This is a genomic window from Curtobacterium sp. TXMA1, from assembly GCF_020162095.1.
Lineage (GTDB): Bacteria > Actinomycetota > Actinomycetes > Actinomycetales > Microbacteriaceae > Curtobacterium.
This window is the reverse complement of record NZ_CP083910.1, coordinates 221304-242613: the sequence shown is the minus strand read 5'-3', so window position 1 is coordinate 242613 and position 21310 is coordinate 221304. Positions and strand designations below refer to the sequence as shown.

Sequence of the window (21310 nt, the reverse complement as noted above, 5' to 3'; positions counted from 1 at the left end):
GGGCGTTCAGGAACCTGTCATCCCTCATTCCGTAGGCTGTGAGGGCCCAGTGAGCCGGACTGCAGCCCGACCCCGAGGAGGTGCCCGATGGTCTCCGTCCTCGTCGCGTTCGCGATCGTCGCCCTGATCGTCCCCGCCCTGACCCCGTTGATGGGTCGCCGCGTCTTCTACCTCGCCGCCCTCGCACCCGCCGCCGCCGCGGTGCTGACCGTCGCGCAGACCGACACCGCCCTGCACGGCGGCGGGGTCACGAGTCGGTGGCAGTGGATCCCGCAGCTCGACCTGGCCCTGTCCCTGCGGATGGACGCCCTGTCGTGGGTGCTCGCCCTGGTCGTCTCGGTCGTCGGGGCGCTCGTGCTCGTCTACTGCGCGTCGTACTTCGGGCGGGACGAGCCCGGGCTCGGACGGTTCGCGTCCGTCCTGACGGCCTTCGCCGGGTCGATGTACGGCCTGGTCGTCGCCGACGACGTGATCGTGCTCTTCGTGCTGTGGGAGGCCACGACGGTCTTCTCGTACCTGCTCATCGGCCAGGACGCCGACAAGCGTGCGAGCCGGGCCGCCGCGATGCAGGCCCTCGTCGTGACGACCGCCGGCGGGCTGGCGATGCTCGCCGGACTCGTCGCCCTGTCGGTCACCGCGGGCACCACGAGCCTGTCGGGCATCATCGCGCGGGCTCCGGAGCTCGTCGACCGGCCCGGACCGCTCGTGCCGGTCGCGGTCGTCCTCGTGCTCCTCGGCGCGCTGACGAAGTCGGCGATCGTCCCGTTCCACTTCTGGCTCCCGGCAGCCATGGCCGCGCCGACCCCGGTCAGCGCGTACCTGCACGCTGCCGCGATGGTCAAGGCCGGCATCTACCTGGTCGCACGTCTGGCCCCGGCCTTCGCCCTGCTGACCGGCTGGCGCGAGACGATCACGGTGCTCGGCGTGCTCGGGATGCTGATCGGTGGCTACCGGGCACTGCGGCAGACCGACGTCAAGCTGCTGCTCGCCTACGGCACGGTCGCGCAGCTCGGGTTCCTCGTCCTCGCGGCGGGGTGGGGCGCACCGGCGGTCGCCCTGGGCGGCGTCGCCCTGCTCGTCGCCCACGCCACGTTCAAGTCGACGCTCTTCCTCGTCGTCGGCGCGGTCGACCACGTGACGGGCACGCGTGACCTGCGGAAGCTCAGCGGGCTCGGACGGAGGATGCCCTGGCTCGCCGTCGTGGCCGTCCTCGCGCTCGCGTCGATGGCCGGCATCCCGCCGACGATCGGGTTCGTCGCAAAGGAGGCCGTCCTGACCGGCTTCGTCGAGGAACTCCACGGTCCGCAGGCCGCCTGGGCGTGGATCGCGCTCGTCGGGGTGACCCTCGGCTCGCTCCTCACCGTCGCCTACTCGCTCCGCTTCCTCTGGGGCACCTTCGCACGGAAGCCCGGGGTGGCCGACACCGAGACACACGGCCTGCACGGACTCGGCGTCGTCCCGTCCGTCCTCGCCGTCGCCGGACTGGCACTGGGTGTGCTCACGCCCGTCGTCGCACACGGCATCGAGCCCGCGGCGACCGCTGCGGCGCTGCCCGAGGGCGAGGTCCCGCACCTGGCGCTCTGGCACGGGCTCGAGCCGGCACTCGGCCTCTCCGCGATCACCCTGGTCGGCGGTGTCGCCCTCTTCCTCGCACGACGTCGGGTCGAGGCCCTGCAGCACCGGCTCTCCGGGTCGCCGAGCGCGGCGGACACCTACCGGAAGACCATGCGCGGGCTCGACCGACTGGCGACCGGACTCACCGCCGGGGTCCAGCGTGGTTCGCTCCCCTACTACCTGACCGTCATCCTGTCGGTGTTCGTCGCCGGGGCGCTCGCGAACCTGGTGCTCGGCGGCCCGTGGGCGTTCCGCGTGCGCTTCGCCGACTCGTGGGGCCAGGTGCCGGTGGTCGCCGTGATGGCCGTCGCCGCGATCGGGGTGCTGACGGCGAAGACCCGGTTCGCCGCCGCGGTGCTCGTCGGGGTCACCGGGTACGGGATGTCCGTGCTCTTCGTCCTGCACGGGGCGGTCGACCTCGCGCTCACCCAGCTCGTCGTCGAGACCGTCACGCTCATCGCGTTCGTGCTGGTGCTCCGCCGGCTCCCCCCGCGGATCGCCACGGCGAACCCGTCCCGCTTCCGGATCGTGCGGGCGCTGTTCGCCGCACTCGCCGGCGTCACGATGGCGATCGTGGTCGTCGTCGCCGCCTCGGCGCGGAACAGCACCCCGATCTGGCCCGACATCCCGGCGCTCACGAAGTCCTTCGGGCACGGCCTGAACGTCGTGAACGTCGCCCTGGTCGACCTGCGCGGCTGGGACACGCTCGGCGAGCTGACCGTCGTCGTCGCTGCGGCCACGGGCGTCGCGAGCCTGATCTTCCTCGACTCCCGCGAGGACACCCTGCCCCGACTGCGCGACCTGCCCGCGAGCGTCACCAGCGACAAGCACCGCCCGGACGGCGAGCCCCGCGCGTGGCTGCCGACGAGCGCCGCGATCCCGACCGGCCGCTCGGCGCTGCTCGACGTGGTCGTCCGCCTCCTCTTCCACGGGCTCGTCGTGCTGTCGCTCTACCTGCTCTTCGCCGGGCACAACGCCGCGGGCGGCGGGTTCGCCGGCGGACTCGTCGCGGGCATCGCACTGGCCGGCCGGTACCTCGCCGGTGGACCCGCGGAGCTCGGTGCCGCCGCGCCCGTCCGCGCCGGACGCCTGCTCGGGCTCGGCGTCGCGACCGCGGCCACGACCGCCATCGTCCCGCTGTTCTTCGGCAAGGAGGCGTTGTACTCCTCGTTCATCGAGGCCGACGTCCCCGTGCTCGGCCACGTCGAGTTCGTCACCGCGACGTTCTTCGACATCGGCGTCTACCTGGTCGTGGTCGGACTCGTGCTCGACGTCCTCCGCAGCCTGGGTGCCGAGGTCGACCGCCAGCGCCTCGAGGACTCCCGCGCACGGGTCCAGGACACGACCGAGGACGACCCGCACGACAACGCCGCCGCCTCGACCCCGGAGGGGAGTGCCGTATGACCATCACCCTGGTCCTGGTCATCGCGATGGCGGTGCTGTTCTCGTGCGGTGTGTACCTGCTGCTCGAACGCTCGCTGACACGGATGCTGCTCGGGTTCCTGCTGCTCGGCAACTCGCTCAACCTGCTGCTGCTCATCATGTCCGGCGCCGCAGGCAAGCCCCCGATCGGCGGCTCGTCGGAGGGCATCACCGACCCGCTCCCCCAGGCGTTCGCCCTGACCGCGATCGTCATCACCTTCGCGGTGAGCGCGTTCCTGCTCGCGCTCATCCACCGCTCCTGGAAGCTGTCCCGTGCCGACGAGGTCGAGGTCGACGAGGCCGACGCCGCCATCGGCCGGGACCGCGAGGACGACCCCGCCGACGACGACCCCGAGATCGACACCGACCCCGAGGCAGCCCAGAACGAGGAGGCCACGCGATGACCTGGCTCGTCCCCCTGCTCGTCCTCGTCCCGCTGCTCGGCGCCGCCGTCGCGCTCGGGCTGCTGCGGCACCAGAAGCTCCAGCGCGCCATCACGGTCGCGGTGCTCGCCGTCGCCGTGGTCGTCGCCGCCACGCTCATGGTGCTCGTCGACCAGCACGGCACCATCGTCGTGCAGGTCGGCGGGTGGCAAGCGCCCTACGGCATCTCGCTCGTGGTCGACCGGTTGAGCGCGCTGCTCCTCACCGTGAGCGCGAGCGTGCTCCTGCTCGTCCTGCTCTTCTCGATCGGCCAGGGGCTCGCGGCCGACGACGAGGACGCGCCCGTCACGATCTACTACCCGACGTACCTCGTGCTCGCGGCCGGCGTGCTCGACGCGTTCCTCGCGGGCGACCTCTTCAACCTCTACGTCGCCTTCGAGATGCTCCTGGTGGCGAGCTACGTGCTCATCACCCTGGGTGGCAGCGAGCAGCGCGTCCGGGCCGGCACGACGTACATCATCACGAGCCTGATCGCCTCGGCGCTGTTCCTCGCCTCGATCGGCCTGGTCTACGGCGCGACCGGCACGGTGAACATCGCGCAGATCTCCGAGCGCGTCGCCGGGCTCCCCGAGCACGTGCAGCTCCTGCTCCACACGATGCTGCTCATCGCCTTCGGCATCAAGGCGGCGGTGTTCCCGCTGGCGTTCTGGCTGCCGGACTCCTACCCCACCGCACCGGCGCCGGTCACCGCGGTGTTCGCCGGTCTGCTCACCAAGGTCGGCATCTACGCGATCATCCGTCTCGAGACGATCATCTTCCCGCGACCGCAGCTCAACACCGTGCTGCTCGTCGTCGCCGTGCTCACGATGATCGTCGGCGTGCTCGGGGCCGTGTCGCAGACCGACGTGAAACGCCTGCTGTCCTTCACGCTCATCAGCCACATCGGCTTCATGGTGATGGGCGTCGGCCTCGGCTCCGTCGTCGGCACCGCCGCGGCCGTGTTCTACACGGTGCACCACATCGTCGTGCAGACGACGCTGTTCCTGGTGTCGGGGGTGATGGAACGCGTCGGCGGGACGACGTCGACCCGGTCGCTCGGCGGACTGCTCAAGGCCGCCCCGTTCCTCGCGGCGCTCTACCTGGTGCCGGCCTTCAACCTCGGCGGCATCCCGCCGTTCTCCGGCTTCATCGGCAAGCTGGGCCTGTTCCGCGCCGCGGCCGAGGACGGCTCCCCGATGGCCTGGGTGACGGTCGGTGCCGGGGTGGTCACGAGCCTCCTGACCCTGTACGCGCTGATGCGGGTGTGGGACGCGGCCTTCTGGCGGCCGAAGCCCGCCGCCGAGGCGGCGGCCCCGCACGCCAGCACGGCCGAGCCGCACGCGCACCTGCGGTCGCCGGAACCGGCGCCGCTGACCGTCTCCGAGGAGACGGGCGAGGCGTACCACCCGGGAGGCTCGACCACCGTCACCGACGCGGCGCACGCGAGCAGTGCCTCCAGTCCGGCCACGGGACAGACAGCAGCCGTCGAGCCGTCGGTCCACACGCCGCTGCCGCGGATGCTCGTCGCCGTCACGACGGTGGCGGTCCTCGGGTCGGTCGCGCTGACCGTCGTCGCCGGTCCGCTCTACGGCTACGCGACGCGCGCAGCCGAGTCGCTGGAGTCACCCGCCCGGTACGTGCAGGCGGTCCTGGGCAGCACGGACGGGGGTACCCGATGAGTGACACCCGCCGCATCACCAACGCCCGACGGATCGCCGTCGCCTGGCGGTACGACGTGCCGCTCGTGGCCGGACTGACCGTGCTCTGGGCACTGCTGTGGGGGTCGTGGAGCGTCCTGACGCTGCTGTGCGGCCTGGTCGTCGCGCTCCTCGTCACGCAGCTGCTGCCGCTGCCGCCGGTCCCCCTGTCGAAGCGGTTCTCGCTGCCTCGCGCCGTGTGGTTCCTGGCGGTCTGGGCCGGGCACGTGGTCGTCGCGTCGTTCCGGGTGGCCTGGGCAGCAGTCCGGCCACGCGGCGTCCGGCGGAGCTCGATCGTGCTCGTGCAGCTGCACACCACGTCGGAGATGACCTTCACCCTCGCCACCCTGGCGATCTCCCTCGTGCCCGGGTCGTACGTCGCCGACGTCGACCTCCCCCGCCGACGCCTGCTCATCCACGTGCTCGACACCGAGCGCCCTGAGCAGGTCGACCAGGAGCGACGGACGGTCGCCCGCATCGAGGAGCTCGTCATCCGCGCCATCGGATCGAAGCAGGACGTCTCCGAACTCGCCGAGCCGCTGCCGGCGGTGACCCGGTGAGCGCCGCGGTCGTCGTCATGGCCGTCGGGATCGCCCTGGTGCTCGTGCTGCTCGGCGCCACGCTCGCGCTGGCCGTCGGGAGGATCGTGCGCGGGCCGACGATCCTCGACCGGATGATCGGATCCGACATGGTGCTGACCACCGCCCTCGTCGTGATCGCCGCCGCGATGGTGATCCGGCGCGACCTGACCGCGGTGCCCGTGCTGGTCGTCATCGCGGCGACGAGCGTCTTCGCCACCATCGCCGTCGCGCGCATCGTCACGCCGTCGTCGGACCCGTCCGACGAGGGCACGGACGTGACCACGCCGGAGCACGCGGTGGAGGAGGAGTCGAAGTGATCGAGATCCTGGAGTCCTTCGTCGACGGCGCCGGTGTGCGCGCCTGGATCGCCCTCGGCCTGATGCTGGTCGCCGCGGCGCTGTCCCTCGGCGCCGCCGTCGGCATCGTGCGCTTCCGGGACCCGCTCGTCCGGCTGCACGCCATGGCGAAGCCGCAGGTGCTCGGGCTCGCGCTCGCCCTGGCCGCGATCGTCGTGGCGGTGTGGACCTGGACGGCGTTCTGGGTGGTGCTGCCGGTGCTCGTGTTCCAGCTCTTCCTGGTGCCGGTGTCGACGCACATGATCGCGCGTGCCGGGCTGCGGTCGAACGACTACCGGCACGAGGACCTGCTGGTCGACGACACCGAGGACTGACTCAGCCCTCGGCGGACTGGACCACGTCCTCGTCGGCGTCCGAGAGTCCTGCGCCGTGCGGCTGGTCCGGCTGGAGCTGTTCCCACGCGAGTGCGTCCGCCAGCGTCTCGGCGAGGGGTCTCCGCTTCAGACCGGCCGAGCGCGCGCGGGTCGCCGGGCGGTCGTTCATGCCCTGGTGGTCGTCGTCGGGGATCCACAGCGGCAGGGACCGCGGACCCGCCCACGGGGCCACCCCGCGGGCGAGGAGCACGTCGTCTGCGAGCGGCACGACCGGCACGGCCGCAGCGGCAGCGGTCCGTGCTGCGTCGAGGTGCTGCCCGAGCGTGACGACCTCGCCGGTGACGTCGTACACGCCTGCTCGACCGCCCTGGATCGCCCCGATCCGGGCCGCTCCGTCCTGGGCCGCTCCGATCCGGGCCGCTCCGTCCTGGGCCGCTCCGACGAGCCAGTCTGCGAGGTCACGGACGTCGATCACCGACGTGGGCCGGTCCGTGCGCGCCGGGACGACCACCGCACGGCCGCCTGCCGCGGCGCGGGCGAACCGCCACGGCCAGTAGCCGGAGCGTCCGGTGTGGTCCCCCGGTCCGCCGACGAGGCCGGCCCGGGCGATCGACGCCCGTTCGGCTCCGAAGGCGTCGAGGACCGCACGCTCGCACGCCACCTTGGCGGCGCCGTACTCGGCTGGGTCGTCGGACGGCTCGAGCACGGCCGCGTGCTCATCGGCGCCCTGCTCGGCCTGGGAGGCGTAGACGCTGACGGTCGACACGAAGACGTACCGACGGGCGACGGGCTCGAGGTCCCGGACCGCCCGGCGGACGTGCTCCGGGGTGCGCGAGACGTCGACGACGGCGTCCCAGTGCTCACGGGACACCGCGGTCAGGGCATCGTCGTGGTCCCGGTCGGCCTGCACGAGTCGCGCGCCAGCGGGGACGTCGGAGCCGCGCGCGACGCACGTGACGTCGTGCCCGGCGTCGAGGGCGCGCTGCACGACGGTCCGACCGAGCCAGGCGGTGCCGCCGAGGACGAGGATGCGCATGCCGTCCAGCCTGCACCGAGCCGCAGCGGTCGGGTCGAGCTGGTCAGGCGCCGCGCGGGTCAGGCGCCGGGCCGGTCAGGCGGTCGCGACGACCGGGCGGCGCTCCCGCCGGGCGAGCAGCAGGTCCGCCACGGCGGCGACGACGACGAGCGCGGCGGCGTACGCGGGGAACGCCATCGCGGCACCGGTCCCGGCCCGCTCCGCGACCTCCCCCACGACGGCCGATGCGATCGACTGCCCGACGATGACCGCCGAGCCGAGGATCGTCATCGTGGTCGCCGAGCGTCCGACGGGTGACCGGTCCGACCCCAGGCTGTACTGCGCGACGAGGGTCGGACCGATGCCGATGCCCATGACGCCGAGCACGAGGACGACCGCGCCGACGGAGTCCGCCCGGCTGAAGGCGATCGCGCCGCCGAGCAGCACGACGCCGAACACGAGCCAGCGCCAGGCGACGCCGAACCGCTGCGGGAACGCCGCCGACCCGAGCGCGAGCGCCGCGGACCCGATCCCCATCACGCCGTAGAGCAGGCCCGCCCGGGATGCCTCGCCCTGCTGTTCCGTGAAGGCCGTCAGCGAGGTCAGCGTCGACCCGAAGAAGAGCCCGATGCCGAGGATGCCGACGACGACCACGAGGAGCCGCGGGCGGAGCAGCTGACGAGCCGGAGCGCGCGTCTCCTGCGCCGGACCGCCGACGACGAGCGCACCGGTCGGGTGCAGGGCGAAGGCGGTGACGAACACGAAGGTCAGGGCCGAGGCGCCCGCGACGGCGACCCACGGCGCGATCGTGCTCGCGAGCAGACCGACCAGGAACGGTCCGACGATGAAGACGGTCTCGTCCGCGGCGGACTCGTACGCCATCGTGCCGCTGAAGACCTTGTCGCGTCGGGCTCCGGACATGCGCTGCCGGATGATCGCGACGAGCCGCGTGCGGGACATCGGCGCGACCTGGGGTGCGGTCGCACCGATGAGGAACGACATGGCGAGGACGGCCAGGTCGGGTGCGGTGCTCGCGACGACGAGCGGCAGGACCCCGAGCAGCACGGCGTTGGCGAGGCCGACCGGGACGAGGACGGCACGCTGGCCGAAGCGGTCGGCGGCAGCGCCGACGAGCGGCCCGAAGACCGCCGAGCCGATGCCGACGAACGCGGAGTTGATGCCGCCGAGGGCGACGGAGTCACGAGATGCGACGACGAGGGTGAGGACACCGACGACCATCATCGCGAAGGGCAGCCGGGCGACGAACGCGATCGGGAAGTACCACCGACCGGCGAGGGAGACGAGGGACGCGTCGGAGCGTCGGGGTTGGAGCATGAGGGGGTGTGCCTTCTGGGGCCCGGCCTGGTCGGGCAGCGGGCCCATCGGGTGCCGCCGCTGTCCGTCGGTGGGGTCGACGGCCGGTAGATACACACTGCTTGCTGTTGTGTGCCACCAGGGTACCAACCCCGTCCGGACGGCACACGGGATCCGTCGGGACGCACCACGGATCGGTCTGGAGGCGCGTGGCGGACCCGCCACGCGCCTCCAGACCGTCGTCAGCTGCGGCGCAGGCCGTCGTCGATGCGCGCGAGCAGGGTGGCAGCCGCGTCGAGTCCGTCCTCGTCGCCGCCGAGGGCGGCGCGGAGCCGATCCGCCCAGTGCGCGTGCAGCCGGGCGATGCTGTCGTGGGCGAGCGGGGTGGGGTGCAGCTGCACGGTCCGGGCGTCCTCCGGGTCCGTGCGGCGCTCGACCATGCCCTTCGCGACGAGGGACCGGAGCGCGACGCTGCAGTTGCTGCGCTGCAATGCGGTGGACTCGGCGACGGCGCTCGGCGAGGCGCCGGGGTTGCGGTGCACCCAGCGCATCACGAGTGCCTCGGTGCCGGTGAGCGGCACGATGTCGAGCGCGTGCGGGCCGTGCGGGTCGACCTCGCGGCCGATGCGCAGGACGACGTCGGCGAACTCGGCGAGGGCGTCGTCGGAGACCGCTGGTGCCATGCTGCAACTGTACCGCTCAGCAGCGATGAGTTATGCTTTCATAACCATGACGACGGACACCGGATCGATCCGCGCCTCCACGGCGACGCCCTCCACCCGCCCCACGGGCATCACGACACCGCTGCTGCTCGTGCTCGGCCTGCTCAGCGCGGTCGCGCCCTTCGCGACCGACCTGTACCTGCCGGCGTTCCCCCGGATGACCACGGAGCTGGCGGCGTCCGCGACGACCGTGCAGCTCACCCTGACGGCGTTCCTGGTCGGGGTGACCGCCGGCCAGCTCGTGTTCGGGCCCCTGTCGGACCGGTTCGGCCGCGTGCCCCCGCTCGTCGCCGGGGCCGCACTCTGCGTGCTCGCGAGCGCCGCTGCGGTGCTCGCGCCGAACGTCGGCGTGCTCGTCGTCGCGCGGCTGCTGCAGGGCCTCGGTGGCGCGGCCGGCATGGTGATCGGCCGCGCCGTGATCTCCGATCTCGCGACCGGCAAGCCGGCGGCGCGGGCGTTCTCGCTCATGATGATCGTCGGCGGCGTCGCACCCGTGGTGGCGCCGCTCCTCGGCGGTCTGCTCACCGGACCGATCGGGTGGCGGGGACTGCTGTCGATCGTGCTCGGCCTGTCGGTGCTGATGCTCGTCGCCGTGCTCGCCGTCGTGCGGGAGACGCACCTGCGGTCGCGCCGCGACGCCCTGCGGGCCGAGCGCGTGGCGTCCGGTTCGCCGCTGCGGGCCCTGCGGTCACGCACGTTCCTCGGCTACACGGCGGTCTTCGGCTTCGCGTTCGCGGTGATGATGGCGTACATCTCGGCGTCGCCGTTCCTGTACCAGGGCATGCTCGGCCTCGACACCGTCGGCTACGGGCTCGCCTTCGGCCTGAACGCACTCGCGCTGATGGGCGTGAGCGTCCTGTCGGCGAAGCTCACCGCGACCCGGTCGGTCGAGGGCGTCCTGACGCTCGGCATCACCCTCGTGGTGGCGTCGACCGTGGCGTTCGCGCTGCTCGTCGCGACCGGAGCGCCGGTGCTCTGGCTCGCGGTGCCGCTGTTCACCGCGGTCGGGTCGCTCGGCCTCGTGCTCGGGAACGCCACGGCACTGGCGCTCGGCGCGGTGCCCGGGGTCGCCGGCAGTGCATCGGCCGTGCTCGGTGCGCTGCAGTTCGGGCTCGCGGCGCTCGTGTCGCCGCTCGTCAGCATCGGGGGCGAGGGCACGGCGGTACCGCTCGCGGTCGTCATGCTCGCGGCCGCGGTGGTCGCCGTCGTCGCACTCGTGGCAGCGCGGCGCAGCCGGGCGTAGTCGGACGCGGCCACTCCCCGGCCGCCGCGAGCGCTCACGTGTCCACGCGCTCAGCGACACTCCACGTCCGCTCTGACGCGTGACGTGTCGCTGAGCGCGTGAGGACGAGGCGGCCGAGCGCTGACAGCGAGCGGCTCAGTGGCGGCGGCTGAGTGGCACCGCTGCACCCTCGCGCGGGCGGAGGAACGGGATGCGGGGCATCACCCAGTCGACCCACACCACGCGCGCGGCCGGTGCGACCGCGAGGGCCCAGATGATCGAGGCCGCGGCGTCCGTCGGGTAGTGCACGGCGTCGATCGACACCGACAGGAACACGACCACGATCGCCACGACACCGGCGACCCGGGCGACCTGGTGCCACCGCGTCTCATGGACGACCCACACGAGCGCGATCACGAACGCGGTGATGTAGACGGTGTGGCCGCTCGGGTACCCGGGGTCCGGCTGCACGGGGAACGGGTGCGGCAGCAGCGCGACGTCGGGGCGGGCCCGGTGCACGATCTCCTTCACCACCGCGGACGGCAGCCACGTGATCGCGATCGTCATCCCGAACCCGAGCGCCGGCCGGAGGTCCCGCGCCCGCCACCAGATGACACCAGCGACGACGAACGTGATCGCGATCGCCGGGACCGGACTGATGACGTGGTAGACCGCCGTCGTGAACGCGCCGACCGCACCCGTGTGCAGCGTGTTGAACGCCTTCGCGAGGCCGATGTCCACCGAGCCCAGGAAGAAGCCGATCACCGTCAGCACGACCACTGCGCCGATGCCGATCGTGACGGTCGCCAGCGGATGGGGGTTCGGCTCGAGGATGCCGACGACGTCGGCCCTCCTGCGGCGGCGCTCGGGCTCGGTGCTCATCAGTCCATCGTCCCAGGGAGAGCCGCCCGTGCCCGGCTCACGCGGCCCGCGCAGATCAGAGACCGCTCAGCCTGACGCTCGTGGCCCGGCGGAGGACGTCCCCGGCTCAGTCCTCGACGTCGAACACGACGACGTTGCTGCTGCCCGCGCCGATGTGGTCGGCGACCGGGCGGTGCTCCGGGTGCGGCAGGTAGCCGGCGAGCGCCTCGCGGTCACGGAAGCGCACGGCGAGCATCCAGTCGAAGCCGCCCTCCTTGCCCTCGGTGCTGATGCTCGGCCCCGAGTGCACGGACTCCACTCCATCGATGCGGGGCAGGTGCTCGCGGCACAGGTCGTCCGCCCGTGCGGCGTGCTCGCCGATCCCGTCCTGTCCTGCGTCCCACTGCACCAGCACCACGTGCGTCACACCGGCCATGCCCTGCTCCCGTCGTCGTCCCCGACACTGCCACCAGGCCGCTGGGACACCACTCCGCCTGTGTCCGCACGCAACCGTGCGACCTACCGTCGCCCGGGTACGAGACGGCACGACGGAGAGGAACACCATGGCAAGCGGAGTGGCAGCAGTGTGGGTACCGGTCAGCGACATGCAGCGCGCGGTCGCGTTCTACCGGGACACGCTCGGCCTGACGGTCGCGAGCGAGGACGACGACTGGAGCGAGATCGACGCGAACGGGCTGCGCATCGGCCTGAACGGCCGGGAGTCGGCGAGCCCGTCGAGCGGGGGCGGCGCAGTCGTCTCGTTCCAGCCGGACGGCAGCATCGAGGACGAGGTCGCCGACCTGCGGTCGAAGGGCGTCGAGTTCGCGGGTGACGTCAGCGAGCACCCGTGGGGGAAGATCGTCCCCTTCCAGGACAGCGAGGGCAACGACCTGCAGCTGTACGCACCGCCGCAGGGCTGACGGACGGACGGGAGGCGCGTGGCGGACCCGCCACGCGCCTCCCGTCCGCTAGGTGGTCCCGTCTAGAACGCGGGGGTCCCGCCCGCGATCGTGACGGTCGAGCCGGACTGGTAGCTCGACTCCGGGCTGACCAGGTGCACGTAAGCGGCACCGAGCTCGGCGGGCTGGCCGGGGCGGCCGAACGGCGACTGCTCACCGAAGTGCGCCACGGTCTGCGCGTCGTCCGAGCCCGGCTGCAGCGGCGTCCACACGGGACCCGGTGCGACCGAGTTCACGCGGATGCCCTTCGGGGCGAGCTGCTGGGCGACGGCCTCGGTGAAGGTCTTGACCGCGCTCTTCGAGATCGCGTAGTCGATCTTGTCGGGCGACGGGGTGGCTGCCTGGATCGAGCCGGTCGTGACGATCGTCGATCCGGGCTCGAGGTGCGGCACGGCCGCCTGCGTCAGCCAGAACAGCGAGTAGATGTTCGTCTTGAACGTCGAGTCGAAGTGCTCGGTGGTGAGCGACAGGATGTCGTCGTTGCTGTCCATGCGACCGGCGACCATGACGAGCGTGTCGAGGCCACCGAGCTCGTCGACGGCCTTCTGGACGAGGTCCTTGCAGTACTGCTCGTCGGAGATGTCGCCCGGGACGAGGACGGCCTTGCGCCCCTCCGACTCCAGGAGGTCACGGACCTGCTCGGCGTCCTCCTGCTCGTCGGGCAGGTAGGAGAGGACGAGGTCGGCGCCCTCACGGGAGAGCGCGATCGCGGCCGCGCGACCGATGCCGGAGTCGGCGCCGGTGACGATGCCACGGAAGCCGGTCAGGCGCTCCTTGCCGACGTAGCTCTGCTCACCGTGGTCGGGCTCCGGGTCCATCTTCCACGCGGCACCCGGCAGCGACTGCTCCTGCTCGGGGAACGGCGGCTTCGGGTAGAGGGAGTTCGGGTCGCGCTTCTCGTACTGGCTCATGGGGCCATGGTGCTCGCGGGCGGCTCCGCGACGGCCCAGTCGGTGCTGTCACCCGGACGTCCAGGCGGCACCCGGGCGACGGGCGTTGCCTGCTCGCGGTCACCCGAACAGCAACTGGAGGCACCACATGGCGAAGACCTGGTTCATCACCGGAGCATCGAAGGGCTTCGGCCGCGAGTGGGCGGAGGCCGCCCTGGAGCGCGGGGACTCCGTCGCGGGCACCGCTCGGAACCCCGACGACGTGCGGGCGCTCGTCGACCAGTACCCCGACACCTTCCTGGCGATCCGGCTCGACGTCACCGACAGGGCTGCGGACGTCGCCGCGGTGCAGCAGGCCGCCGAGCACTTCGGTCGGCTCGACGTGGTCGTGAACAACGCGGGTTTCGGCCACTTCGGCATGGTCGAGGAGCTCACCGAGGACGAGGTCCGCGCGCAGCTCGAGACGAACTTCTTCGGCGCGCTGTGGGTCACGCAGGCGGCGCTGCCGATCATGCGGGAGCAGGGCTCGGGGCACGTCGTGCAGGTGTCGAGCATCGGCGGGATCAGCGCGTTCCCGACGGTCGGCGCGTACCACGCGTCGAAGTGGGCGCTCGAGGGGCTCTCGCAGTCCCTGTCGCAGGAGGTCGCCGGCTTCGGCATCCACGTCACGCTCGTCGAGCCCGGTGGCTTCTCGACCGACTGGTCGGGCCCGTCCTCGAAGCACAGCGAGGAGCTCGGCGCCTACGCGGACGTCCGCGAAGCAGCGTCGAAGCGCCCGTCGGCGTCCGACCCGGGCAAGCCCGAGGCCACGCGGTCCGCGATCCTGAAGGTCGTCGACGCGGAGCAGCCGCCGCTGCGCGTCTTCTTCGGCAAGGCGCCGCTCGGCATCGCCGAGCAGGACTACGAGTCGCGACTCGCGACGTGGCGCGAGTGGCAGCCGGTCGCCGAGGAGGCGCACGGCGCCTGACGCCACCACGCGACGGACGGGAGGCACGGTGCCGGCTGGCACCGTGCCTCCCGTCCGTCATCCGGTCACGCTGGTCAGAGGCCCGCCGTCGAGCGGATCCACGAGGACGACTGCGACAGCAGCGCGTAGTTCGACCCGGCCGTGGTGTTCGCGCCCGGGTCGGCGCTGTCGCCGGTCGAGCACACCGCGACGACCTTGCCGTTGACCAGGAGCGGGCCGCCGGAGTCGCCGTGGTTCGACGCACCGGTCACGCCGGTGACGTGCTGCGCCTTGCCGCTGTAGGCGTCACGCGTCGCGCCCGTCAACGAGACGGTCGCCTGGTAGAGCCCGTCCGACTGCTGCGCGTTCGCCCGGAGACCGTAGCCCTGGATGACACCCGTGCCGCTCGACTTCGCCGCCGCGGTCAGGTCGAGGGGAGCGTAGGTCGACAGCGTGTAGGTGCTGCGCAGGTGCACGAGGGCGATGTCCCCGGCCGGCGCGGCGCTGACGCGGTCGACGGCGACGGCGGTGCCGCGGTTCGTGGTGGAGTTCGAGTGGTAGACGTTCATCGCCCCGATGCCGTCGATGCAGTGGCGGGCGGTGACGATCCACGATGCGTTGATCTGCTCGCCGGTGCAGTTGCTGACGTAGCCCGACGGGATGGTGCCGCCGGAGGCCTCGAGCTGGACGGCCCAGGTGGTGGAGGGCGCCTTCTCACCGCCGACGACCTCGGTGCCGGCGGGCAGTGCGGAGGCGGGGGCGGCGACGAACACGCCGCCGGCGACGACGGCCACGGCGGCGAGCGCCGCTGCGAGGGTGTGCTTCATGTGGACTCCTCGGTCAGGGACCCTGCTGCGTTGCAGGGTGCAACTGGGAGTCATCCTGACCCCCGTCCGGGGGCCGCACCAGTCCGCACTTCCACCGACACCACGCCCTGGCGCCGGCGTCGTAGGGTGAGCACGTGTCCGCCCACGGAACTGACGGAGTCCGCCGCCCGGTGATCGCCATCGCCGGACTCGCGATCGAGACCTCGACCTTCACGCCGACCCGGACGCTCGCTCCGGCCTTCCACCCCGATCGCGGCGACGAGGTCGTCGCGCGGCACCCCTTCCTGGCGGCGTACGAGCACGCTGCCGAGTTCCGCGGAGCGCTCACCGGTCACGCGCTGCCGGGCGGGGTGGTCGCCCGGCCGGCCTACGAGGAGCTCGCCGACGAGGTCGTCGCCCGGCTGAGGGAGATCGGGCCGGTCGACGGCCTCTGGTACGACATCCACGGCGCGATGGTCGTCGAGGGCCTCGACGACGCCGAGACCGACCTGCTGGCCCGCATCCGCGCGGTGGTCGGCCCCGACACGATCGTCTCGGCGTCGATGGACCTGCACGGCAACGTCACGCGGGAGCTCGCACACCAGCTCGACCTGGTCACCTGCTACCGCACGGCCCCGCACGAGGACGTCGACGCGACCCGGGAGCGCGCGGTGCGGAACCTCGTGGACGTGCTCACGACGCGTCCCGTCGGACACCGGCGACCGGTGAAGGCCTGGGTGCCGATCCCGGTGCTGCTGCCGGGCGAGCAGACCTCCACCCGGGTCGAGCCGGCGGCATCGCTGTACGCGCAGGTCGCCGAGGTCGAGGCCGCCGACGGGGTCCTCGACGCGGCGCTCTGGGTCGGGTACGCCTGGGCCGACCAGCCACGCGACCGTGCCGTCACGGTCGTCACCGGATGGGACACCGACGCCGTCGCCACCGGGGCGGAACGGCTCGCCCGCGCCTTCTGGGACGCCCGCGAGGACTTCGCCTTCGTGGCGCCGACGGGGACGTTCGACGAGTGCATCACCGCGGCGCTGGCGCCCGGGGCTGCGCGCCCGTTCTTCGTCTCCGACTCGGGCGACAACCCGACCGCCGGTGGGTCGGGCGACATGACGTGGGGGCTGACGCAGGTGCTCGCACAGCCGGCGTTCGCCGCACCGGACGGCCCCACGCTGATCTACGCGAGCGTCCCCGGCCCCGCTGCGGTCGCCGAGGCCGTGGCCGCCGGGGTCGGGGCGACCGTCACGGTGACGGCGGGCGCCGAGGTCGACGACGTGCACGCGGGGCCGATCACGATGACCGGCCGGGTGCACGCCGTGCGGCACGGCGACCGGGACGCCGGCACCGAGGTGGTCCTGCAGGTCGGCAGCGTCTTCGCGGTCCTGACGACGCTCCGCAAGCCTTACCACCACGAGCACGACTTCACCGATCTCGACCTCGACCCGCGTCGGGCCGACGTCGTCGTCGTGAAGATCGGCTATCTCGAGCCGGAACTCTTCGACATGGCGGCCGACTGGATGCTCGCGCTCACCCCTGGTGGCGTCGACCAGGACCTGCTCCGCCTCGGGCACCACCGGATCGAGCGACCGCTGTTCCCCTACGATCGGGAGTTCGCGACGCCGCCGGACCTGTCCGCGCGCATCGTGCCGCCGTCGGACGAACCCCTCGGAGCCACCTGATGACCGTCGCCCTCGAGATCGCCGTGACCTCGCCCGCCGGGGCCCTGGTCGCCCGTGACGGCGGTGCCGACCGCGTCGAGCTCTGCGTCGGTCTGGAGCTCGGCGGGCTGACGCCGTCGCAGGCCCTGGTCGAGGCGACACACGAGACCGGGATCCCGGCGCACGCCCTGGTGCGCTGCCGCCCCGGGGGCTTCACGTACGACATCGACGAGCTCGCACTGATGGAACGCGAGGTCCGCACGGTCCTGCGCTCCGGGGCCGCGGGGGTCGTGGTCGGCGCCCTGCGCCCGGACCGGACCCTCGACGAGGACGCCCTGCGCCGCTTCGTGGACGCAGCCCGCTCGGTCTCCGCGCACGCCGAGGTCACCCTGCACCGCGCGGTCGACCACGCGGCCGACCCGGTCGCGACGGTGGCGCGGCTCGCCGACCTCGGCGTCACGCGGGTGCTCACCTCGGGCGGCGCGGCGAGTGCTCCGGCGGGTGCGGCGACCATCGCCCGCATGGTCGACGCCGCCGGGCCGGTGCAGGTCATGGCGGGTGCGGGTGTCCGGCCGGAGGACATCGCAGCGCTCGTCGCGACCGGGGTCGCCGCGGTGCACCTCTCCGCCAAGCGGTCGGTCGGCAGCGCCGGACACGGTGGCGTGCTGATGGGCAGCGGGGACGACGGCTCCGGCCACGCCGTCACCGACCCGGCTGTCGTGGCGGCGGCGCGCACAGCGCTCGACCGCTCGGTCTGACCGCCAGCCGTTGCAGGCGGGTCAGGCCAGCGCCACGACGCGGTCCGCAGCGGCGATCGCGACCGGGTCGTGCGCCGCGTGGACGACGACGACACCCGCGGCTGCCTCCGCGGCGAGCGCCGCCGTCACGAGTGCCGCCGACCCGGCGTCGACCCCCGCGGTCGGCTCGTCGACGAGCAGGACCGGCGCGCGCTGCGCGAGACCGAGGGCGACGAGCGTGCGCTGCCGCTGCCCGCCGGACAGCTCGTCGAGCGGCCGGTCGGCGAGGTCGGCGATGCCCATCCGGTCCAGCTGCGCGTCGACCACCGCGTGGTCCGCTCGTCCGAGCGATCGCCACCAGGGCCGTGCCCGCCACCGCCCCATCACGACGGTCGACCGCACGGTCAGCGGGAGCGCGGACGGCGGGACCGCCTGGGTCACGTACGCGACACCGCCGGACAGGAGGCCCGACACGCCTCCGCCGACGGGCGTCACCACCCCGGCGAGCGCGTCGAGCAGCGTCGACTTGCCGGATCCGTTGGGTCCGGTGAGCGCCGTGACGGCCCCGGCGGGGAACGTCGCGTCGAGACCGTCGAGCACCGTCCGGTCACCGCGTCGGACGACGAGACCGGAGGCCTGGAGGGCGCGGGGTTCCACGGTGGTGAGCACCTGTGCACGCTATCAGTATCGATAGTCGTTTTCATGTAGCGTCTCTCAGCGTGACCTGGCTGACCGACCCGTTCTCCGTCGACTTCATGCTGCGCGCCCTCGTCGGCGGCACCCTGGCAGCGGTGCTCTGCGCGGTCGTCGGCACCTGGGTGCTCGTGCGTGGGATGGCGTTCCTCGGTGAGGCGCTCGCGCACGGCATGCTCCCGGGCGTCGCGGTCGCCACGCTCACCGGGATCCCCGCCGTACTCGGCGCCGCGGTCAGTGCGGGCGTCATGGTGCTCGGCGTCGGCGCACTCCGTCGGCGCGCACGGCTGTCGTACGACACCTCGATCGGCCTGCTGTTCGTCGGCATGCTCGCCCTCGGGGTGATCATCGTGTCGTCATCCCGGTCCTTCGCCACCGACGTGACCGCGATCCTGTTCGGGGACGTCCTCGCCGTGACCCGCACCGACCTGGGCGGACTCGCCGTCGCCGTCGCCGTCGCGCTCGTGCTCGCCGCGGTCTTCCACCGGCCCTTCACCGCCGCCGCGTTCGACACCCGGAAGGCCGCGACGCTCGGACTCCGCCCACGCCTGGCCGAGGTCGTGCTCGTCGGGCTCGTCACCCTCGCGGTCGTCGCCTCCTACCGGGCCGTCGGGACGCTCCTGGTCGTCGGACTCCTGCTCGCACCGGCCGCCGCGGCCCGGGCGTGGACCCGCCAGGTCGGGTCGACCATGCTCCTCGCCGCCGTGATCGGCAGCGCGGCCGTCGCCACCGGCCTGCTCGTCTCCTGGCACGCCGGGACCGCCGCCGGCGCGAGCATCGCGGCCGTCGCCGTCGCCGGGGTCGCCGTCTCACGCGGGCTCGCTGCCCTGACGTCGATCCCGCGACGAGGCACGCGCACCGCCAGGACGCCCGCTCCAGCACCGGAGCCGACTCCGGCACCAACACCGGCACGAGCACCACGCACATCAGCACGACCAGCACCACGAGAGGGAGCATGAACCAGCCCACGACCCGTCGCGCACCGGCGCGACGCATCACCACCGCGGCGGTCGCCGCCGGGCTCGCGCTCGGCCTGACCGCCTGCTCGACCGAGGACACCGCCGGGCCGTCGGCCGACGGGACGACCGCCACCGCGAAGCCGCACGGCTACGTCGAGGGGGCGAGCGAGGCCCAGGAGCCGCAGGTGCGCCTCCTGGCCGTCTCCGCGGACGGATCCACCATCGTCCACGACCTGATCGCCGACGAGACCACCGAACTCGACGACGTCGAGGCACCGGACCACTCGACGACCGACGGACGCTTCCTCGTCACCAGCACCGAGGACCGCACGACGATCATCGACGGCGGGGCGTGGACGGTGGACCACGGCGACCACACGCACTACTACGCGGCCGAACCCCGGGTCGTCGGCACGATCGACGGTGGCGGCCCCGTCGAGGTGCACTCCTCGGAGACGATGACGACCATCACGTGGCTGGAGCGCGGCGAGGGCGTCGTCCTCGACCGGGCGGCGCTCGGCCAGGGCGACGTCCAGGAGACCGCCCGGGTCGACGCGACCGTGCTGCTGCCGTTCGGCGAACTGCTCGTCGCCGGGACGGGAACCGGCGTGCGGGTGCTCGATGCCGTCGGCCAGCCGACCGACGGGAAGCCGACCGACGGCGCGGCCGCGTGTGCGGACCCGGCCGGCGGCATCGTCACCCGTGCCGGCGCGGTGGTCGGGTGCGCTGACGGCGCAGTCGTCGTCAGCGAGGACGGCGAGCCCTCCACCGTCGCACTGCCCGAGGGCGCCGAGCGCCCGACGGCGTTCTCCGCCCGTGCGGGCAGGCCGACGGTCGCGGGGCTCGCCGGCGATCGCGGCGCCTGGCTGCTCGACAGCCGCGAGGGCAGTTGGCGGCTGGTCGAGACCGAGCGCCCCCTGCGCGCCGTGAGCGCCGTCGACGACGAGGACGAGCACGTCGTCGGCATCGACGACCAGGGCCGGGTCGTGGTGCTCACGGCGTCGACGGGCGCGGTCGCCACGACCGAGCCGCTGCTCGACCCCGACGAGCAGCCGCTCCTGCAGCTCGACGCCCAGCGCGCCTACGTCGCCGACGCCTCCGGGCCGCAGGTGCACGAGGTCGACTTCGCGGACGGTGCCCGCGTCGCGCGGTCGATCGACCTGACCGCAGCCCCCGTCGCGTTCGCCGAGGTCGGACTGTGACGCGCCGGTTCCGGGTCGGGGCCGCACTGGCCCTCGCCGCGGGACTCGTCACGACCACGGCGGGGTGCTCGTCCGTGGGATCGGACCGCCCGGTCGTCGCGGTGACGACGAACATCCTCGGCGACGTCGTCTCCGAGGTGGTCGGGGACGCCGCCGACGTGATGGTCCTCATGCCCCCGGGCGCGGACCCGCACTCGTTCGAGGTGTCCGCGCAGGAGGCCGCCCGACTCCGGACCGCCGACCTCGTCGTCGAGAACGGCCTCGGGCTCGAGGAGGGCGTCGCGCGGCACGTCGAGGCGGCGGCGTCGGACGGCGTCCCGGTGTTCACCGCCGGCGACCACGTCGACGCACTGGAGTGGACCACCGAGGACGACAGCGGCCCGGACCCGCACCTGTGGACCGACCCGGCGCGCATGGTCGACGTCGTCGAGGCGCTCGACGGGGCCCTGCGCGAGGCCGGCGTCGAGCCGGGCGGTACCGAGGCGTACCTCGACGAGCTCGCGACGCTCGACACCGCGATGTCGGACGCGTTCGACGCCGTCCCGGAGGACCGGCGGGCCCTCGTGACGAACCACCACGTGTTCGGGTACCTCGCCGACCGCTACGGCTTCCGCGTGGTCGGCGCCGTGATCCCCAGCGGCACGACCCTGGCGTCGCCGAGCGCCGCCGACCTGCGGGACCTCGCTGCAGCGATCGACGAGGCCGGGGTCCCGACGATCTTCGCCGACCTGTCGCAGCCCGCGCGCCTGGCCGAGGTGCTGGCCGACGAGGTCGACGTGCACGTCGAGATCCGCTCGCTCGCCACCGAGTCGCTGACCGAGGACGGAGCAGCGTCGACCTACCTCGGCATGATGCGCTCGAACACGGACGCGATCGTCGACGGCCTGTCGATTTCTAAATGAGAATGAGAATCAGTA

Annotated in this window: 22 protein-coding genes; 14 read left to right on the top strand and 8 right to left on the bottom strand. The window is 72.9% G+C overall.

Annotated features, from left to right (window positions below):
* Positions 1-87 precede the first annotated feature (87 nt).
* Genes LCG91_RS01285 through LCG91_RS01260 form a run of 6 tightly spaced genes read left to right on the top strand, consistent with a single transcriptional unit; the run spans position 88 to position 6406 of the window.
* A complete protein-coding gene (locus tag LCG91_RS01285; protein WP_224442225.1) occupies positions 88-3018 on the top strand; it encodes a Na+/H+ antiporter subunit A in 2931 nt (976 codons plus the stop codon).
* On the top strand, positions 3015-3440 hold the full coding sequence (locus tag LCG91_RS01280) for a Na(+)/H(+) antiporter subunit C (protein ID WP_058727491.1): 426 nt from the start codon (positions 3015-3017) through the stop codon (positions 3438-3440). The genes LCG91_RS01285 and LCG91_RS01280 overlap by 4 nt, the downstream gene beginning before the upstream one ends.
* Positions 3437-5137, top strand: coding sequence for a Na+/H+ antiporter subunit D (locus LCG91_RS01275; protein ID WP_058749098.1), 1701 nt, complete (start codon positions 3437-3439; stop codon positions 5135-5137). Before LCG91_RS01280 ends, LCG91_RS01275 begins: the two co-directional genes overlap by 4 nt.
* Positions 5134-5715, top strand: a complete 582-nt coding sequence (locus tag LCG91_RS01270) for a Na+/H+ antiporter subunit E (RefSeq protein ID WP_058749099.1) — start codon at positions 5134-5136, stop codon at positions 5713-5715. Before LCG91_RS01275 ends, LCG91_RS01270 begins: the two co-directional genes overlap by 4 nt.
* Positions 5712-6053, top strand: coding sequence for a hypothetical protein (locus LCG91_RS01265; RefSeq protein WP_058727488.1), 342 nt, complete (start codon positions 5712-5714; stop codon positions 6051-6053). The genes LCG91_RS01270 and LCG91_RS01265 overlap by 4 nt, the downstream gene beginning before the upstream one ends.
* Entirely contained in the window at positions 6050-6406 is a 357-nt protein-coding gene (locus tag LCG91_RS01260) for a cation:proton antiporter (protein ID WP_082687439.1), read from the top strand. The genes LCG91_RS01265 and LCG91_RS01260 overlap by 4 nt, the downstream gene beginning before the upstream one ends.
* 1 nt (position 6407) lies before the next feature.
* Here LCG91_RS01260 and LCG91_RS01255 read toward each other — a convergent pair whose 3' ends face one another.
* From LCG91_RS01255 to LCG91_RS01245, 3 genes are all read right to left on the bottom strand, one after another.
* The gene (locus tag LCG91_RS01255) at positions 6408-7442 is read right to left on the bottom strand and encodes an NAD-dependent epimerase/dehydratase family protein (RefSeq protein ID WP_224442224.1); all 1035 of its coding nucleotides are present in this window, start codon (positions 7440-7442) and stop codon (positions 6408-6410) included.
* Positions 7443-7517: 75 nt separating this feature from the next.
* Entirely contained in the window at positions 7518-8756 is a 1239-nt protein-coding gene (locus LCG91_RS01250) for an MFS transporter (protein WP_058727556.1), read from the bottom strand.
* A 221-nt stretch (positions 8757-8977) separates the two neighbouring features.
* On the bottom strand, positions 8978-9418 hold the full coding sequence (locus LCG91_RS01245) for a MarR family winged helix-turn-helix transcriptional regulator (RefSeq protein WP_224442223.1): 441 nt from the start codon (positions 9416-9418) through the stop codon (positions 8978-8980).
* Positions 9419-9464: 46 nt separating this feature from the next.
* Here LCG91_RS01245 and LCG91_RS01240 point away from each other — a divergent pair, with 46 nt between their 5' ends.
* Positions 9465-10700 carry a multidrug effflux MFS transporter gene (locus LCG91_RS01240; RefSeq protein WP_224442222.1) on the top strand — a complete coding sequence of 412 codons (1236 nt, stop codon included), beginning with the start codon at positions 9465-9467 and terminating at the stop codon, positions 10698-10700.
* Positions 10701-10835: 135 nt separating this feature from the next.
* On the opposite strand, the gene LCG91_RS01235 is transcribed toward LCG91_RS01240, so the two are convergent.
* Both LCG91_RS01235 and LCG91_RS01230 read right to left on the bottom strand, forming a co-directional pair.
* Positions 10836-11561, bottom strand: coding sequence for a phosphatase PAP2 family protein (locus tag LCG91_RS01235; protein WP_224442221.1), 726 nt, complete (start codon positions 11559-11561; stop codon positions 10836-10838).
* A 106-nt stretch (positions 11562-11667) separates the two neighbouring features.
* Positions 11668-11976 carry a Dabb family protein gene (locus LCG91_RS01230; RefSeq protein WP_224442220.1) on the bottom strand — a complete coding sequence of 103 codons (309 nt, stop codon included), beginning with the start codon at positions 11974-11976 and terminating at the stop codon, positions 11668-11670.
* Positions 11977-12103: 127 nt separating this feature from the next.
* On the opposite strand from LCG91_RS01230, the gene LCG91_RS01225 reads away from it, so the two are divergent.
* Positions 12104-12460: a VOC family protein gene (locus tag LCG91_RS01225; RefSeq protein WP_058749105.1), complete on the top strand. Its 357-nt coding sequence runs from the start codon at positions 12104-12106 to the stop codon at positions 12458-12460.
* 62 nt (positions 12461-12522) lie between these two features.
* Here LCG91_RS01225 and LCG91_RS01220 read toward each other — a convergent pair whose 3' ends face one another.
* Positions 12523-13410 carry an SDR family oxidoreductase gene (locus LCG91_RS01220; RefSeq protein ID WP_058727481.1) on the bottom strand — a complete coding sequence of 296 codons (888 nt, stop codon included), beginning with the start codon at positions 13408-13410 and terminating at the stop codon, positions 12523-12525.
* 127 nt (positions 13411-13537) lie between these two features.
* Between LCG91_RS01220 and LCG91_RS01215 the strand changes: the two genes are divergently transcribed.
* Complete coding sequence (locus LCG91_RS01215) at positions 13538-14356, top strand: SDR family oxidoreductase (protein WP_224442219.1); 819 nt, start codon at positions 13538-13540, stop codon at positions 14354-14356.
* A gap of 74 nt (positions 14357-14430) precedes the next feature.
* On the opposite strand, the gene LCG91_RS01210 is transcribed toward LCG91_RS01215, so the two are convergent.
* Positions 14431-15162: a S1 family peptidase gene (locus LCG91_RS01210; protein ID WP_058727479.1), complete on the bottom strand. Its 732-nt coding sequence runs from the start codon at positions 15160-15162 to the stop codon at positions 14431-14433.
* A gap of 134 nt (positions 15163-15296) precedes the next feature.
* On the opposite strand from LCG91_RS01210, the gene LCG91_RS01205 reads away from it, so the two are divergent.
* Positions 15297-16823, top strand: a complete 1527-nt coding sequence (locus tag LCG91_RS01205; protein WP_224442218.1) for a M81 family metallopeptidase — start codon at positions 15297-15299, stop codon at positions 16821-16823.
* Complete coding sequence (locus tag LCG91_RS01200; protein WP_224442217.1) at positions 16823-17560, top strand: copper homeostasis protein CutC; 738 nt, start codon at positions 16823-16825, stop codon at positions 17558-17560. The genes LCG91_RS01205 and LCG91_RS01200 overlap by 1 nt, the downstream gene beginning before the upstream one ends.
* Positions 17561-17581: 21 nt before the next feature.
* Here the strand turns inward: LCG91_RS01200 and LCG91_RS01195 are convergent, their stop codons facing one another.
* Positions 17582-18208 carry a metal ABC transporter ATP-binding protein gene (locus LCG91_RS01195; protein ID WP_224442216.1) on the bottom strand — a complete coding sequence of 209 codons (627 nt, stop codon included), beginning with the start codon at positions 18206-18208 and terminating at the stop codon, positions 17582-17584.
* Between the two features lie 50 nt (positions 18209-18258).
* Here LCG91_RS01195 and aztB point away from each other — a divergent pair, with 50 nt between their 5' ends.
* Genes aztB through LCG91_RS01180 form a run of 3 tightly spaced genes read left to right on the top strand, consistent with a single transcriptional unit; the run spans position 18259 to position 21295 of the window.
* Positions 18259-19191, top strand: coding sequence for a zinc ABC transporter permease AztB (gene aztB / locus LCG91_RS01190; protein ID WP_224442215.1), 933 nt, complete (start codon positions 18259-18261; stop codon positions 19189-19191).
* On the top strand, positions 19188-20393 hold the full coding sequence (locus LCG91_RS01185) for an ABC transporter (RefSeq protein ID WP_224442214.1): 1206 nt from the start codon (positions 19188-19190) through the stop codon (positions 20391-20393). The genes aztB and LCG91_RS01185 overlap by 4 nt, the downstream gene beginning before the upstream one ends.
* A complete protein-coding gene (locus LCG91_RS01180) occupies positions 20390-21295 on the top strand; it encodes a metal ABC transporter solute-binding protein, Zn/Mn family (RefSeq protein ID WP_411955820.1) in 906 nt (301 codons plus the stop codon). Before LCG91_RS01185 ends, LCG91_RS01180 begins: the two co-directional genes overlap by 4 nt.
* Positions 21296-21310: the final 15 nt, after the last annotated feature.

Bases quoted from the DNA above. Each gene is read 5' to 3' on its own strand.
- LCG91_RS01285 (WP_224442225.1), top strand. From the start codon at position 88: ATGGTCTCCGTCCTCGTCGCGTTCGCGATCGTCGCCCTGATCGTCCCC.
- LCG91_RS01280 (WP_058727491.1), top strand. From the start codon at position 3,015: ATGACCATCACCCTGGTCCTGGTCATCGCGATGGCGGTGCTGTTCTCG.
- LCG91_RS01275 (WP_058749098.1), top strand. From the start codon at position 3,437: ATGACCTGGCTCGTCCCCCTGCTCGTCCTCGTCCCGCTGCTCGGCGCC.
- LCG91_RS01270 (WP_058749099.1), top strand. From the start codon at position 5,134: ATGAGTGACACCCGCCGCATCACCAACGCCCGACGGATCGCCGTCGCC.
- LCG91_RS01255 (WP_224442224.1), bottom strand. From the start codon at position 7,442: ATGCGCATCCTCGTCCTCGGCGGCACCGCCTGGCTCGGTCGGACCGTC.
- LCG91_RS01250 (WP_058727556.1), bottom strand. From the start codon at position 8,756: ATGCTCCAACCCCGACGCTCCGACGCGTCCCTCGTCTCCCTCGCCGGT.
- LCG91_RS01245 (WP_224442223.1), bottom strand. From the start codon at position 9,418: ATGGCACCAGCGGTCTCCGACGACGCCCTCGCCGAGTTCGCCGACGTC.
- LCG91_RS01240 (WP_224442222.1), top strand. From the start codon at position 9,465: ATGACGACGGACACCGGATCGATCCGCGCCTCCACGGCGACGCCCTCC.
- LCG91_RS01235 (WP_224442221.1), bottom strand. From the start codon at position 11,561: ATGAGCACCGAGCCCGAGCGCCGCCGCAGGAGGGCCGACGTCGTCGGC.
- LCG91_RS01230 (WP_224442220.1), bottom strand. From the start codon at position 11,976: ATGGCCGGTGTGACGCACGTGGTGCTGGTGCAGTGGGACGCAGGACAG.
- LCG91_RS01225 (WP_058749105.1), top strand. From the start codon at position 12,104: ATGGCAAGCGGAGTGGCAGCAGTGTGGGTACCGGTCAGCGACATGCAG.
- LCG91_RS01220 (WP_058727481.1), bottom strand. From the start codon at position 13,410: ATGAGCCAGTACGAGAAGCGCGACCCGAACTCCCTCTACCCGAAGCCG.
- LCG91_RS01215 (WP_224442219.1), top strand. From the start codon at position 13,538: ATGGCGAAGACCTGGTTCATCACCGGAGCATCGAAGGGCTTCGGCCGC.
- LCG91_RS01210 (WP_058727479.1), bottom strand. From the start codon at position 15,162: ATGAAGCACACCCTCGCAGCGGCGCTCGCCGCCGTGGCCGTCGTCGCC.
- LCG91_RS01200 (WP_224442217.1), top strand. From the start codon at position 16,823: ATGACCGTCGCCCTCGAGATCGCCGTGACCTCGCCCGCCGGGGCCCTG.
- LCG91_RS01185 (WP_224442214.1), top strand. From the start codon at position 19,188: ATGAACCAGCCCACGACCCGTCGCGCACCGGCGCGACGCATCACCACC.